General features: G+C 42.6%; 15 protein-coding genes. 10 read left to right on the top strand and 5 right to left on the bottom strand.

Annotated features, from left to right (window positions below):
* Window positions 1–67 precede the first annotated feature (67 nt).
* Genes AMR95_RS08840 through AMR95_RS08830 form a run of 3 tightly spaced genes read left to right on the top strand, consistent with a single transcriptional unit; the run spans window position 68 to window position 2879 of the window.
* Entirely contained in the window at window positions 68–1084 is a 1017-nt protein-coding gene (locus AMR95_RS08840; RefSeq protein WP_058838118.1) for a FecCD family ABC transporter permease, read from the top strand.
* The gene (locus tag AMR95_RS08835; RefSeq protein ID WP_058838117.1) at window positions 1077–2114 is read left to right on the top strand and encodes a FecCD family ABC transporter permease; all 1038 of its coding nucleotides are present in this window, start codon (window positions 1077–1079) and stop codon (window positions 2112–2114) included. The genes AMR95_RS08840 and AMR95_RS08835 overlap by 8 nt, the downstream gene beginning before the upstream one ends.
* Window positions 2115–2135: 21 nt before the next feature.
* Window positions 2136–2879 (top strand): IucA/IucC family C-terminal-domain containing protein, encoded by a 744-nt coding sequence (locus AMR95_RS08830; RefSeq protein ID WP_058838116.1) that lies wholly within the window; start codon window positions 2136–2138, stop codon window positions 2877–2879.
* Between the two features lie 12 nt (window positions 2880–2891).
* Here AMR95_RS08830 and AMR95_RS08825 read toward each other — a convergent pair whose 3' ends face one another.
* Window positions 2892–3770, bottom strand: coding sequence for an endonuclease I family protein (locus AMR95_RS08825; RefSeq protein ID WP_058838115.1), 879 nt, complete (start codon window positions 3768–3770; stop codon window positions 2892–2894).
* A 171-nt stretch (window positions 3771–3941) separates the two neighbouring features.
* On the opposite strand from AMR95_RS08825, the gene AMR95_RS08820 reads away from it, so the two are divergent.
* The 3 genes from AMR95_RS08820 to AMR95_RS08810 all read left to right on the top strand — a co-directional run bounded on the left by AMR95_RS08820 (window position 3942) and on the right by AMR95_RS08810 (window position 7551).
* Window positions 3942–5177: a pyridoxal-phosphate-dependent aminotransferase family protein gene (locus tag AMR95_RS08820; protein ID WP_058838114.1), complete on the top strand. Its 1236-nt coding sequence runs from the start codon at window positions 3942–3944 to the stop codon at window positions 5175–5177.
* A 155-nt stretch (window positions 5178–5332) separates the two neighbouring features.
* On the top strand, window positions 5333–6532 hold the full coding sequence (locus tag AMR95_RS08815) for an MFS transporter (protein ID WP_058838113.1): 1200 nt from the start codon (window positions 5333–5335) through the stop codon (window positions 6530–6532).
* A 290-nt stretch (window positions 6533–6822) separates the two neighbouring features.
* Window positions 6823–7551: an NPP1 family protein gene (locus AMR95_RS08810; RefSeq protein ID WP_039181218.1), complete on the top strand. Its 729-nt coding sequence runs from the start codon at window positions 6823–6825 to the stop codon at window positions 7549–7551.
* Between the two features lie 61 nt (window positions 7552–7612).
* Here the strand turns inward: AMR95_RS08810 and AMR95_RS08805 are convergent, their stop codons facing one another.
* Window positions 7613–8770, bottom strand: a complete 1158-nt coding sequence (locus AMR95_RS08805; RefSeq protein ID WP_058838112.1) for an oxalate decarboxylase family bicupin — start codon at window positions 8768–8770, stop codon at window positions 7613–7615.
* Window positions 8771–8834: 64 nt separating this feature from the next.
* On the bottom strand, window positions 8835–10004 hold the full coding sequence (locus AMR95_RS08800; protein WP_058838111.1) for a PucR family transcriptional regulator: 1170 nt from the start codon (window positions 10002–10004) through the stop codon (window positions 8835–8837).
* A 305-nt stretch (window positions 10005–10309) separates the two neighbouring features.
* Here AMR95_RS08800 and AMR95_RS08795 point away from each other — a divergent pair, with 305 nt between their 5' ends.
* The 4 genes from AMR95_RS08795 (at window position 10310) to yunB (ending at window position 13814) form a co-directional block, all read left to right on the top strand.
* Window positions 10310–11161: a DUF72 domain-containing protein gene (locus AMR95_RS08795; protein ID WP_058838110.1), complete on the top strand. Its 852-nt coding sequence runs from the start codon at window positions 10310–10312 to the stop codon at window positions 11159–11161.
* A gap of 66 nt (window positions 11162–11227) precedes the next feature.
* The gene (locus AMR95_RS08790) at window positions 11228–12601 is read left to right on the top strand and encodes a bifunctional metallophosphatase/5'-nucleotidase (RefSeq protein ID WP_058838109.1); all 1374 of its coding nucleotides are present in this window, start codon (window positions 11228–11230) and stop codon (window positions 12599–12601) included.
* Window positions 12602–12668: 67 nt separating this feature from the next.
* Window positions 12669–12974, top strand: a complete 306-nt coding sequence (locus tag AMR95_RS08785) for a YunC family protein (RefSeq protein ID WP_024425980.1) — start codon at window positions 12669–12671, stop codon at window positions 12972–12974.
* 69 nt (window positions 12975–13043) lie between these two features.
* Entirely contained in the window at window positions 13044–13814 is a 771-nt protein-coding gene (gene yunB / locus AMR95_RS08780; protein WP_082672222.1) for a sporulation protein YunB, read from the top strand.
* A gap of 319 nt (window positions 13815–14133) precedes the next feature.
* On the opposite strand, the gene AMR95_RS08775 is transcribed toward yunB, so the two are convergent.
* Window positions 14134–14565: a hypothetical protein gene (locus tag AMR95_RS08775; protein WP_058838108.1), complete on the bottom strand. Its 432-nt coding sequence runs from the start codon at window positions 14563–14565 to the stop codon at window positions 14134–14136.
* Between the two features lie 325 nt (window positions 14566–14890).
* Complete coding sequence (locus AMR95_RS08770) at window positions 14891–15172, bottom strand: 3'-5' exonuclease (RefSeq protein WP_058838107.1); 282 nt, start codon at window positions 15170–15172, stop codon at window positions 14891–14893.
* Between the last annotated feature and the right edge of the window lie 202 nt (window positions 15173–15374).

The raw sequence follows: 15374 nt of genomic DNA, 5'->3' as shown, positions 1-15374 counted from the left end.
ACAGAGGAGAAAATGTGAACATACCATTTTCTCCTTTTTTCCATAACAGATTGAAAGCGGGAATCAGATGAGAAGTTTATTAAAAAAGGATTCAAGCAAGGCACTGCTTTTTGCTGGATTCATTTTGTTGATGTTGGTCTTTTTTATGCTCAGTATTTCCCTTGGGCAAACCTCAATTTCCCTCAAAGCCACCATCCATGCGTTTCTTCAATTTGATGAATCGGATCCAAACAGTGTGATTGTCATGACATCCAGATTATCAAGAGCTTTAATCGCGACGGTCGTTGGATCAAGTCTAGCTATTTCTGGTGCACTGATGCAGGCATTAACGAGAAATCCGCTTGCGGCGCCTGATTTATTAGGAATTAATGCAGGTGGACTCTTTTTTATCGTGATTTCGATTGTTTTCTTTTCAACAGAGTCGTTAACAGGTTATATGTGGACAGCCTTTCTAGGCGCAGCGATTGCAGGGATGCTTGTTTTTCTATTGGGTTCCATTGGTAGAGATGGATTAACGCCAGTCAAAATTGTCCTTGCAGGAGCGGCGATATCTGCACTGTTTGCGTCTTTTACACAAGGTCTTTTAATCGTGAATGAACAGTCAATTCAAAGTATTTTGTTCTGGATGGCTGGTTCAGTGTCTGGAAGAAGCATTGATATGTTAATCCCTGTGTTACCTTATATTCTCGGTGCGACGATTGTGGCGCTGCTTCTAGGACGTTCTATTAATGTTCTTTTGTCAGGAGATGATATTGCCAAAGGACTTGGCCAGCGTACATTGCTGCTGAAAATCACGATGGGTGTACTCGTCGTCTTTTTAGCAGGTGGTTCGGTCGCTGTTGCTGGTTCAATTGGTTTTGTTGGTTTTCTTGTGCCGCATATTGTGAAAAAGCTTGTCGGACCTGACCACCGCTGGGTACTGCCGTATTGTGCCGTTGTGGGGGCGTCGCTTTTACTTGCCGCGGATCTTGCGGCTCGTTTTCTGATCATGCCGCAGGAAGTGCCGATTGGTGTCATGACGGCGGTAGCAGGAGCGCCTCTATTTGTTTATCTCGTGCGCAAGGGGTTGAAGACAGGTGGCTAAAACATATACAGTGCGTTCTAAAGGCGGGAGCATTTCATTTCAATTTTCAAAGCGGACGTTTTTGATTTTACTTTTATTGACGGCCATTGCCTTTGGTTTATTTATTCTCAGTCTCAGTATGGGAAGCCGGTTCATTCAGCCGGTGGATGTGCTGCTTCATTTAATCGGTCAGGGAGAGGGAAATTCCTTTGTGTTAAATACGCTGAGGATTCCACGAACGCTGCTGGCTGTCTTAGTCGGAGCCTCGCTTGCGGTATCAGGGCTTATTTTGCAAGGATTGATTCGCAACCCGCTTGCATCGCCTGACATCATTGGGATTACGAGTGGTGCTTCGTTTGGTGCGATTATGTTCATCGTCTTTTGGATGGGCACTGTGCCCATTGCTTATCAATCCTTATGGGCGATTGCCGGTGCGTTTGCGGTATCGTGCCTGATTTATTTGCTGTCATGGAAAAAAGGGGTCAAACCGATCACACTTGTACTAATGGGAATTGGGATTTCTGCCATTATGAAGGCGTGTGTGACGTTTACGCTTGTTCTTAGTGATACGATGACAACGACTAAGTCATATATTTGGCTGACGGGCAGCTTATATGGTTCTACGATGAAAGATGTCACTGCGATGCTTCCTTGGGTGATGATTATTTTACCGATTGTCATGGTGTTAGCAAGAACGATGAATGTAAAAGAACTTGGAGATGATCTTGCAACAGGTCTCGGGGTAAAAGTGCAGGCGAAACGATTATTCTTTCTCCTGATGAGTGTGACATTGGCTGGTGTTGCAGTCGCATTTGCAGGCGGCATTGAATTTGTTGGACTCATGGCGCCGCACGTCGCACGGATGATCATTGGACGTTCATTCATAGCACTTGTCCCAGCATCTGCGCTTGTTGGAAGTATTCTCGTGATGCTGGCTGATCTTGTGGCTAGAACCGCATTTCTACCGTTAGATGTCCCAGCAGGTGTTTTTACGGCGGCAATTGGTGCACCATTCTTTATTTATTTGTTATATCAACAGCGAAATCGATAAACGAAAGATAGGGGTTTTGATATGAGGCCAGAGTGGGTTGAGAGAGAATTACTTGATTTCGGGGTACACATCACAAATGGACCAATGACATCTGATCGCACACTTGCTGCGCTTTTTTCAGAAGCAGCCGTCATACGTTTATTAGAAGCTGAAAAGGAAGCGATGCATGCACCCAATCTTGCGGTAGCAGCTTCTATGTTTTCAAAGCGGTATGCCTATTTAGCCGTCAGTTCCTCTCTTTATTTGATGACGCTGTATGACGGTGTCTATCAGTTTTCACCAGCAGCATGTGCATTTAGAGAGGATCGGAAAATTGAAATTGATGAGGCAGCGTGTTCGTTTGTTCCACTAGCAGGAGATCGGCATGAATGGAGAGAGAAGGTCGTACGTGCACTGTTTACGGAGTGTGTCACACCTCTTTTAGACGTGCTGAACCGCACATCAAAACTCTCTTCTCGTATTTTATGGGAAAATGTAGCGGTTCGAATCAACTCTCTTTATCGAAGCATGATGCGGGAAGCGGAAGAACCTGCGGTGAAGCAGCGTGTGCGGGAGGATTATCTGTATCTGAAGCAGGCGGCTGGGGATGTATTTGGAGCTCAGCAAAATCCATTTCAGCACAGTTTAAACCTAGACGACAGCTTACTTGAAACATCCAACCGGAAAACCTGCTGTATGTATTATAAGCTTGAGAAAAAATCAGAGAGTCTTGATTATTGTCTTGTTTGTCCTCTTGAACAAAAGAAAGGCACTGCTTGTTTATAGCAGTGCCTTTTTTTATTCCCAAATCTCACTTACCCATTCAGGATGATCAATAAAAGGATTGCGGTTGTGCTGATACGTTTGATATATGATCTCATTGCGGTTCCGTTCGATTTGATCGACTGGGTCCTGCTTGTGCCATTTGAGAAGCACAGACATTTTGCCGTGAAGAGGCGAGCTTCCATTATTCACTTTGTCGTTTAATTCTAAATCTGGAAAGCGGTCATCACCCTCGTAGCGAACCGCCATATAAAAGAGCATTCTCGCAACATCTCCTTTGACCCGGCTGTGAGGTTCGAATGAGTCGCTATCGTAGAAATTGCCCGGCGCCCCTTTGTATTCATTACCGCCTGTATCAAAATCTAAATTTCCACGTGTGCTGTTCGTTTGCACATCTGTCGCACGAAGGTGGTGGAGATCTGTCCCAGGCCCCTGACTTGTCCCAAAATTGCCATGAGACTTTGCCCAGACATGCTCTCTGTTCCACTGGCCGACATTTCCACCATTCGCTTGCTTTGAGCGGGAGGCACCACTATAAAGCAGCAGCACATTGTTAGAGTTATTGGGGTCTTCATCTGTTTTCTTTAATGCATCCCAAACCTGGCTGTAGGATAGCTGCGTATGATCATCAATGATATCGTGTAAAGCCTTTTTAAGAGCGGGTCCTGATTTGCCAGCAGCAGATTGGTAATAGGAATCGATTTGACTTGTGGCGGCAGTTTGCGTTTGTTGTGCAGATGTTTCGTTTTGAAGCTGTAACGGGGAAAAGGTGATCGTTTGACTAGGTTCATTCAGATTGAAACCTTGAGAGTTTGCAGCTGGAGGCAGCGGGGCGGCGAATGTGCCGAATATCATGATTCCGGCGGCCACAGTTCCAAATAAAGTTCTTTTCATTCGATTTCCTCCTTGATAGGGAATGTATTCTCTTTATTTCTATCATATTGTCATGAAGAAATAAATGGATTTATCGTAAATTTTATGTAATGAGTTCGTAGGAAAAGAGATTGCTATTTTAAGAGCATTCCTGTATAAGTGGGCTTATAAGGATGGACAGCAAGGGAGAGGATGGATAACGTGAAAGAACTGCAAACACCTTCGAGAACGATAATGACACCGGGGCCCGTAGAAGTAGATCCGAGAGTGCTCCGTGTGATGAGCACCCCTATTCTCGGTCAATTTGATCCAGCATTTACACACATAATGAACGAAACAATGACCTTATTGCGGTCACTTTTTCAAACAGAAAACAAATGGGCTTATCCAATTGACGGTACGTCCCGTTCAGGGCTTGAAGCTGTGCTCGCCAGTGTGATTGAGCCGGGAGATTCGATGCTTGTGCCTGTCTTTGGACGCTTCGGTCACCTGCTCATTGAAATAGGGCAGCGCTACGGTGCTGAGGTACATACTATGGAATGTGAATGGGGGACGGTTTTTGATCCTGCCGACATCATCCAAGAAATAAAGCAGGTCAAGCCTAAAATCGTTGCCATGGTTCATGGTGAAACATCCACCGGACGATTGCAGCCGCTCAAGCAAATCGGTGAAGCATGCCGGGTTCTTGATGCGCTGTTCATTGTAGACGCTGTGGCGACCATTGGCGGTGTCGAGGTAAAAGTGGACGAATGGGAAATTGATGCGGCGATTGGCGGCACGCAGAAATGTTTATCTGTTCCATCAGGCATGTCACCTATTACCTATAATGACCGAGTCGCAGCTGTCATTGAATCGAGAAAGAAAGTAGAAAAAGGGATAGCGACACAGGATGAATTACAAAAACAGATCGATATTTCTCCAATCAAAAGCAATTATTTTGATTTAAGCCAGCTTCAGGATTATTGGACCCCAAGACGATTAAATCATCATACAGAAGCGACAACGATGCTCTATGCACTGCGAGAAGGGGTTCGTCTTGTGCTGGAAGAAGGGCTGTCTGAACGTTTTCAAAGACACACGTATCATGAAAAAGCCTTGATGAAAGGTCTTGAAGCGATGGGGCTTGAATTGTTTGGTGATCCAGATTGTAAAATGCCGGTTGTGACCTGTGTTGTCATTCCAAAGGGTATTGACGGAGAAGCGGTCCGTTTCGACCTGCTCCATCATTTTGGAATTGAGATTGCAAGCTCCTTTGGACCGCTTGCCGGCCGTATATGGAGAATTGGGACAATGGGCTACAGCTGCCGAAAGGAAAATGTGCTGTTTGTGTTAGCAGGGCTGGAAGCGATTCTCATCAAACACGGTGCATCTATCCATTGCGGAGCAGGGCTTCAGGCGGCTCTTTCTATCTATGAACAAGCTGAATAGATACATCATACTCGCCACTGGCGGGTATTTTTCATTTGGAAAAGAACGCTAATTTTTGAAAAACTAGACTTATAGATAAGGTTATCGCTATACTGGAGAAGTTCTCATCCTTTTTGTCATCATTTTCATTTATTTTGCAGAAAGAGGTTTTTTGTATGAAGAAGATGGGCAGATTATACATTTTGATGCTCAATATTTTTATTGCCATGCTTGGCTTTGGCCTCATTGTACCTGTTATGCCGAGTTACATCGAAGCCTTTGGCGCAACAGGAAAAACACTCGGTTTTCTTGTCGCTGCAACAGGCCTCACACAATTTGCGTTATCGCCGATCGCCGGCGCACTGACCGATCGATTTGGACGAAGAAAATTGATCATTGCCGGGATTGCCGGCTTTACGATTGCTCAGTTTATTTTTGCTTTTGCTGATCAGCTTTGGATGCTGTTTGTGTCTCGGTTTTTAGGCGGTGCTGCCGGGGCTTTGCTCATGCCGGCCATGTTTGCATACATCGCTGATATCACAAGTGAAAAGGACCGAGGGAAAGGAATGGGCCTATTCAGTGCAGCGATGACACTAGGTTTTGTCATTGGGCCGGGCGTAGGCGGCTATTTGGCTGAGTACGGGATCGCTTTTCCATTTCTCATTGCTGGTTCCTTTGCCGCCCTTTCTACTTTGTTATCCATCCTATTCTTACCTGAAACATTAACAAAGGAAAAGCAGGAAGAGGCGCGGCTCAACAAGGACATTCATTTCAATCCTTTTGTACAAATGATCGAGGCCCTAAAGACATCGTACGGCTTTTTGTTTATATTGGCCTTTGTCCTCAATTTCGGGATCATTCACTTTGAATCGATTTTCGGCTTATATGTAGACCAAAAACACGGATTTTCACCGAAAGATATTGCCTTTGTGATTACGGTTGCGGGTCTCGCTGGGGTGCTTGTCCAAGGTGCGTTAGTGAATGCCTGTGTGAAACGATTTGGAGAGATGAGAGTCGTGCGTTATGCGCTGTTAGGTGCGGCTTTCATGCTGATCGCCTGCCGTTTTGCGCCGTCCTTTTGGTTGATCTTTACAGGTTCGATTTTATTTTTATCGGCTACGTCATTTGTCCGTCCAGCCCTCAATACATTGCTGTCCAAGATGGCAGGCAATCAGCAAGGGGTGGCAGGCGGTCTCAATACATCCTTTATGAGCCTTGCCAATATCGTCGGACCGAGTCTTGCTGGTATATTATTTGATGTGAATATTGAGTTTCCTTTTATGTTTGGAACACTGGTGCTTTGCGTCAGTTTCGCTGCATCCATCGTGTGGGGGAAAAAAGTGCAGCATGCTCATGCAGCGCAAGGAAGATTGTAGTTGATCTACAATCTTTTTTTATTGAATGAAATACATTTAGAAAAATTCCAATTAGAAATAGTATATGTTTTATATTTTATCTAAATGAATAGTATAGTTTATCAATATTTACACCTTTTACTGAGATGAAATCCATAAATTTAGGTCTTTGAGATTAATAAAAACTTGTTAATAAAATACTAAAATATACATTTTGTGTAAAAAGTGATTGATTGGCTTTTTCCACAATGGTAACATCAATCTCGACAGCATGAGGTAACTGAGATAATCAAGAGAAAAGGGGATAGAAAATGAAGAAGTTTATGTTTGCTATTATATTTTTTATCGTCACCATGTTTAGTACAGCAGTGCCATCAGCAGTTCATGCGGCAGAAATTGATCATGACAAGGTAGTTGGTTTTAGAGAAGTCAATCCAACAACTGTTACACAAAAAGCGGCGAAAAAATTTCAGCCTTATTTGAAAGTATGGCATGGATGTGTACCATTCCCAGCTGTAGATGCTGCTGGAAACACAAGCAGAGGGTTAAAAACGAGCGGTTCACATAATGGTGGATGCAGCAGTAATATCGGTCAAGTATATTCACGTTCAGATTGGTACAATGGCAGCTGGGCAATTATGTATGCTTGGTATTTCCCAAAAGATAATCCTTCACCGGGCTTTGGTCATCGTCATGACTGGGAATCCATTGTCGTTTGGATTGACAACCCGGCTGTAGCGAGCCCGCGTGTTCAATCGATTGCTTACTCAGGTCATGGGCAATATAAGAAAGCAGCACCGAGTGCGGCAAGTATTTTAGGAACAAATCCTTTGGTTGGTTATGATAGCAATTGGCCATTGAACCACGAGCTGGATGTAAGCGGCAATGTGAGCGGTAAAGGGATGCAGCCTTTAATTGGCTGGGATGATCTAACGCCGGCAGCAAGACATGCATTGAATACAACAGACTTTGGTAGTGCCAACGTACCATTCAAGGACAGTAACTTTAAAAACAATTTAGCAAAAGCTTGGTATCGATAAGAGTTAACCATGATAAAACCGATCATCTAAAAATGATCGGTTTTTTATCAATAAAATCGCATCATCTCTCATATTTCACGACAGGTGATTTTTCTTTATGAAGCGCACGAATCATTGCATCATCTACGTGTAAATGCTCTTTCACTAATTGAGGCGGGGTTAAGGCCATCCACTGATTCAACGAAATATCTGCAAACCGGTCACTTTTAAAAATTTCTAAAAACCAAAGGCTCGTTTGGCCGATATTTTGGATGTAATGCCCCATACCAAAAGGAACATATCCAACATCACCTGCTCTGTAATTAAAGGTGCGGGCAGTACCTCCTGCTCCAAAGACCGTCATTTTGGCCGTACCGGTTAAATAGTATTGCCACTCATCATTATTAGGATGCCAGTGCATTTCTCTCATGCCGCCAGGTTTTACTTCGACAAGTGCAGCCGCAATTGTTTTTGAAATCGGGAAATTTTGTGAATCGACAATTCGAACGGTTCCGCCTGAGGTCGTTAGCGGCTTTTGCCGAAGAAGCTGGTGTGTAAATGGCGGCTTAATGCTCCCGTATGGATCAGATACCATTTGGCTTTCTAAGGATGCCGGCGGTGAGCCTTGAAACATATAGCGCTGCTTATTCGGAATATGGTCAAACAATTTCTTAGGAACACCAAAATTGGCGGATAGAATCTCTTTTGGTGTATGGGCAAACCAGTCTGTGATCGTGAATGTATCAAATTCAGAAAAATCGCCATCATCAAATACAAGAAGGAACTCACATCCATCCTCAAGTCCTTGGATGGAGTGCGGGATACCAGGTGGAAAATACCACAAATCGCCTTCTTCTATATCAGCGATCATATTTCGCCCTTCTGCATCTACAGATGTGATGCGGGCTTTGCCTAAAATCATATACGCCCATTCCGCCTGTTTATGCCAATGAAGCTCACGAACACCTCCACGTGTGAGCCGCATGTTGACACCTGCAATCGTTGTTGAAACAGGCAGCTCCCGCTTCGTAATTTCCCTCGACCAGCCGCCGTGATTCAAATGCATGTGTGTATCAGAAAATGAAAATTTTAAATTAGGGATTGTTCCGGCATCGGTTTTAGGGGGAACGAGCATATCTGGGTTCTCTATATCTCGAAGGACATCACGCGGGCCTAAGTCGGTAGCACCCGCGCCATCCTTTCGAATGGGCTGCGGGATGTGACGGAGCTCATCATCCATTTGTCATCCCTCCTCGAGACTCATTTTTCTCTTCCAAACTATATGAAGCTTCGGAAGAAAAAATTCAATCAGGATGGGATGAGAGAAACCTTTGAATACGGAAGGCTAAGCGCAGCCGCAATGTTGCGTCAGGATCTTTTAAGCTGATTCGAAGCAATTCTTCACACTTCTCAAGGCGATAAATGACCGTGTTGCGATGAATAGACAATCGTTTGGCTGTTTCTGAAATGTGGCAATGGGTTTCTAAATAGACAGACAAGGTGTGAAGAAGACTTTGATCGACTTGTGATGGTTCAGATAACGGGTGTAGGTGCAGCTGGTGAAACGTGATCATATCCTTTCTTGGAATGAGCCTTAGTAAATCTGGTACATCCTTCGCCTGATAAAATTGAATATATTCAGTCCGCGATGAGAGATGTCCGGTTTGAAGAGCCTCTATTGCTTCATTGTAGCCCTCAGACAGATGGGGGATTAGGCAGGCGGTCAAACTCACCCCAAAAGAAATGGTGTGATTCACTTGCAGTTTAACAAGCTTCTGCAATTGTTTTAAAAAAGAGATGAGACTGCCGCTAACCTCCGGCCAACTGCCAGTCTCCTCCATCAATACAACACCCATATCACCTTTGACAAACAGAAAGGCAGGAAATGGGCAGTTTAGAAGTGCGCTTTCGAGCAGATCAATCACATGATCTAAAACCATTTGCTGCTTCATAAAACATGTGGTATCACTACGCTGGTCAAGCTGACAGATCATACATAGATAGCGGCATTCGGCGCTTAATCCAAACGATTGAGCGAAATGTAAATGATCTTGCTGGGAAAACGATGCCCTCTCTATCCATCTGCGAAAACCCTCATTTCTAGCTCGCTTGGCCGTTTGCAGGGCGGCATATTGTCTCATACGAGCAATCGACATTTCGTTCACTGCTTTTGCAATCATCCCATGCAATGCTTTATTCTGCGGGTGAATGAAAGAAAGGATGACGAGGTAATCACATGTTTGTTCGTTTAAATCAATCGGGAAGATGGAAAAGGTTTGTTTAGCATGTATCATCGAAAAAGAATGAGTTGTCCTGGTTCGAAAAAAGGGGAGAATGTGCATCCATTCTGGGCTCGTCATCATGGAGTGCGAGGTATACAGTATACGTCCATACTGGTTTAACAAATAGACAGGCTTATGAATATTTCTGGCGATTTTTTGTAATATGTCAAACTGGTTATCGTCTATGTTCATATCCACTCAATCTCCTTTATTGGTGAAGATGAATAAAAAAATGGACAATTGCTGTCAACATCTCTGATATGCATTTTATGTTATCAGCTAAAATCATTTTAGATAGAAAGTTGTTAATTAATATGACAAACAAACAGAGCGTCGGGATAAAATCACGTGCCGCCAGTCATCTTCATTCAGAATTACGAGCAAATATGATATGTTGTAGACAGAAGAATTTCTTTCAGAAATATGGGTATCACAAGGAACAAAGGCTTTGATGTGAGGAAGCCGTCTATACATGAGAGTGGCAAGAGGTGAGAAACATGATTTATATCGGATTAACTGGCTGGGGAGATCATGACAGTCTTTATCCGCCGAAAATCGGCAGCGCGCAAAAGCTGTTTCACTACGCATCAACGTTTCCGATTGTGGAACTGGATGCCAGCTTTTATGCGGTTCAGCCTGAGCGTAATCATGAAAAGTGGATAAAGGATACGCCAGATGACTTTCAATTTGTTGTAAAAGCATACCAAGGAATGACTGGACATCAAAGGGGCGAGATTCCGTTTGCTTCGAAGGAGGACATGTTTGATGCATTTATTCTTTCGCTGACTCCGCTCATTCGTGAAGGGAAACTGGCCATGGTGCTCTTTCAATTTCCACCTTGGTTTGATTGCAAAAAAGAGCACGTCCACTATTTAAGATGGTGTAAGGAGAAGATGGGTGATATTCCTTGTGCTCTCGAATTCCGAAACCGTACATGGTTTTCAGAGGAATTTTATGAGCAGACTTTGTCCTTTATGGAAAAGGAAGGATGGATTCATTCCGTCTGTGATGAACCGCAAGTCGGAGAAGGCTCCATTCCGCCAGTCATACAAGCTACACACCGTGATAAAACATTGGTCCGATTTCACGGGAGGAATAAACAGGGCTGGCTTCACCCGGCAGACCATGAGAATTGGCGTGAAGTGAGATACTTATATTTATATAATGAAGCAGAATTACAAGAGTGGAAAAAGAATCTCGACATCCTGCATCAGCAATCGAAAGATGTCTATGTCGTGTTTAATAATAACTCCGGCGGAGATGCAGCAGCAAATGGACAGCAGATGATTGATTTGCTGGATATCACGTATTCAAGCCTGTCTCCGAAGCAGTTAGATTTATTTAGTTAACCGAGAGCTGACTGAAGCTTTCAACCTGAATGAGACGGTCAGTGACAACTTGAGGGAGAGATCAACATGCTGCAGAAGCTATGGTTATATCATACAAACGACTTGCACAGCCACTTTGAGAACTGGCCAAAAATTGCAGCTTATATTGAAGAAAAGCGTCAAGTTCACGATCAGATGCTCTTGTTTGATATTGGCGACCATATGGATCGAGTGAACCTCGTATCTGAAGCTGATTATGGAAAGGTAAACGTCAAGCTCCTCAATCAGCTTGGCTATGATGGAGTTACGATCGGGAATAATGAAGGTATTACATTGCCTCATGATCAGCTTGATCACTTGTATGAGAATGCACAATTTCCTGTGGTCCTGTCTAATCTATTTGAGAAAGGCAAAAGGCCATTATGGGCAAAGCCCTATCATATGATCACATTGGAAAACGGACTGAGAATATGTCTCTTAGGCGTGACCATTGCGTATACACCTGTTTATGAAAAGCTGGGCTGGAACATTACTGATCCGTTTGACAGCATACGGGACATGTTGCAGGAAGTGAAGGGACAGGCAGATGTCATTGTGCTCTTATCCCATCTCGGTATTATCCACGATCGAGAGGTCGCCCGTGACTTCCCTGAAATCGACATCATCCTAGGCTCGCACACGCATCATCTGTTAGAACAGGGTGAAATGGACAATGGGGTGCTTCTTGCATGCGCTGAAAAGTATGGGCATTATATTGGCTGCGTCGAGCTGACAATCGATACAGCGCGCAAAGAGCTGATAGAGAAAAAGGCGACAGTGCAGTCAGTGGATCAGCTCATCAGTGAATCAGATGAAGCCATCACCACCTTACAGCAGGCAGAAAGAAGAGCGAAAGCACTCATGCAGGAAAAAGTCACAACAATTGAGTCGAAGCTAGAAACGAAGTGGTTCGACGAATCTCCGCTTCCGCAGCTCTTAACAGATGCCATTAAAGATTGGTGCGAGGCAGATATTGGCATGATGAATGCAGGTATGGTGCTTGATTCATTAGAGGCAGGGATCGTCACAAGAGAAGAAATCCACCGGATATGTCCGCATCCTATTAATCCCATTCGGGTGACGCTTACCGGTCAACAGCTCATCGAAACGGTTCGGCGGGGCTGTGAAGAAAAAATGGAACAGCTGCGCATTAAAGGCTTCGGCTTTAGAGGTGAGCTGATGGGGAAAATGCTATATAGCGGACTCAGCTATACGTTAGAAGAAGGCGAGGCCAAACGGGTGAAGGATGTCTTTGTACATGGTCAATTGATCAAAAAAGACGCCTCCTATACAGTTGGCACAGTCGATATGTATACATTAGGCTCTCTTTTTCCGCATATCCGTGATCACGAACACATTGAATATTTCATGCCTGAATTTTTACGTGATGTTCTGACATGGCGCTTGAAGGAAGCCACATGAAATCCGCTTCAGCCTAACAACACGCGCCCTCTTTTCACATAGATTGTGATGAGAGGAGTGAAGGGATTTGGTGAATTTAACACCTATTACAATTGATGGCCATTCCTTTACAGCGGTCACCGTCAAGCTGCCGAAGACAAATTTCATGGCAGTAACAAATGAACACGGGTATATCATGTGCGGTGCACTTGATGTCGGGCTCTTGAATGAAAAGCTTGCAGATAGAGGAATTATTGCAGGAAGAGCAGTTGGTGTAAGAACCATTGAGCAATTGCTCGATGCTCCTTTAGAATCTGTGACATACGCCGCAGAAGCGCTAGGCATCTCAGCTGGAACAATTGGAAGAGATGCATTATTAAAAATGGTGAAATAAAATAGAGAGATGATTCCTATCCCCCCGCCTGTCTGCATACACATGTAATGGAGAAGGGGGGATTTTTTATTGAGAATGAACCGCCGTTATCGCCCCTACAAAAAGGGCCCTTTGCCATTTCGTTACGTCATGCTGCTTGCCATCGTATTCTTTGTGCTCTCAACCGTGATTAGTTTGTTTTTTATCAACCGATCCATTAAACCAACCCTTATTCACATTGCTGAACTAGAAACAGAGCGCATCGCCAATCACCTCATACAATATTCAGTGCAAGACTTTGCAGACGATCAGGAGAATATGAAGGATATGGTGGTCATGAATACAAGTGAGAACGGAAAAGTGACGACCATCGATTTTAATGCGCAAGCAACATCGAAAGCCATGGCTGACCTATCACGTCATCTTCAGAAAAATTTAGAGGACATTGAAAAGGGGAACTTTCAAAAAGAGGCAAAAGAAGCGTTAAAGGATCAAGCAGATGGACATGACGGCATTATATATAACATTCCGCTCGGTCAGGCATCCGGAAATGCACTCATCGCCAACCTCGGACCCAAAGTACCTGTACGCTTTAGTGTGATTGGTGATCCGCATACGGACGTTGAGAAAAACATTAAGCCTTATGGCATCAACAATGCCTTGATTGATATTAGTGTTCTGATCGAGGTCAAGGTAAGAGTCATTATCCCATTTGCCTCTGAAACAATCGTAGTCAAAAACTCTGTTCCTGTCTCCATACAAGCCGTTCAAGGAGACGTACCAGATTATTATAATGGCAGCGGAACAAACTCAGGTGCTCCACCAATTGTTCTCCCAGAGAAAAAGGAGAAAAAGGAATAACAGCCCAACAATGATTGGGCTGTTTTTTTATGCGCTGTAATCATCGTTGTTCGAGGATGTTAATAAAATACTTAATCACCACTTAATTTCCAGATGGAGGGTATGTCATGATAAATTTTAATTGTTAAAGTGCTTTACTTTTTTTAAATAGTGGCATTTTACGCTAATTTTGGATTAGAAAGCAGGTTCTACCGTGGCACTTTAGGGAGATCATTCCGTTGAAGAGGATAATCATCAAAAGCAAAATTTGCATTAATTTCGAACACGTATAACCAATGGGTTATTTAAAGTGATATTCAATTTATAAAAAAGAGATCCATTATAAAGGATCTCTTTTTGAAGAAAGTGAAAATTTAGTTGGCAAGTGAAACCAAAATTCTTTAATTGCATTCCAATATATTTTAAAGTCTTGTTCAGTAACAATTAGTGTTTTCGTTGAAGTGAAAACATTCTGAGTTAAAGCAAGGCTATCCTCACCAAACTCATTTTTAAAATAATCTGGTCGTAATTCTTTAAGCTTCTTTGCAGAGTGTCCGTCACCATGTTTAATCACGTTAACAAGGAGTCTCAATTCTTCAATGTGTGTATAATGCGCTGTTTTATTTAAATCATAACCTAATTGATTAATAAAGAAATTTTGACAATTTCTCGTATATCTCTCACAATAACCTAAGTTAAAGTGGTTAGCTATATTTTTGGTTAATTTTATAAACTCTTGTTCCCAAGAGTGGAACAACAGTGAAATGGACATTAATAGATGTTTATATTTAAGAGATTTATACGAGTATTGTAAATTCCATTTTGTAATAAAGAAGTCATGAGATTGTTCTCCAGTAACATCAATTACATCTTCTAGATCTGCCTTAACATTTTCTTTGACTAGATTGATTATTTCAACATCGTTAAATTCAAAAATGGAATATCCTTTTTTGAAATAGAATTCAATTCTTTCTAAAATGACGTTTTGATTTATTTTATAATAGGGATCAAGAGAATAAACGTTAATAAGGACACCTCCTGATTATTTAATAGGAATTTTGATTTCTTTTAAAAAAATAGAACGTTTACAGGGGTTATTATATTGTTTTAGAGAACGTAACATACAATGGATGTTGTGGTCTAGTTACTGCCACGTACATTAAACGTCTTTCTTCTTCGATGGTTGTAGGCAGCTCAGCTTTTTCAATTTGTTCTTGTAGTAAATAGTCATCAAGGTTTACTTGTTTAAATGGAAGTCCATCATTATGAAGATCTATTACAAATACGTTAGGAATTGATAAACCCTTACTTTTATGAATTGTCATTAAGTATAGTCCATTCAAATTACCCGCACGATACTCATTTAATTGTTTCTTCATTTCTTCTTTTGTTTTCTTTAAACTTTCAAATCTATTTATTAGGTCATTCTAAATTGTTGAAATATGTAATTTTTCTGGGTTCAACTGGATTCTTCTGTAGTGAGATTTTCTTTTATCAGAGGGAAGGACAAGTAAAGTTTAGCTAGTTCATTAAGTGAATAGGCTGCTCTATTTCTTATTTTGATGAATAAATTAAAAAACG

The organism is Bacillus sp. G1(2015b), assembly GCF_001482475.1.
In the GTDB taxonomy this organism is placed as follows: domain Bacteria; phylum Bacillota; class Bacilli; order Bacillales; family Bacillaceae; genus Bacillus; species Bacillus safensis.
Note: the sequence above shows the minus strand (reverse complement) of the source record. Positions and strands in the feature narration are given on the sequence as shown.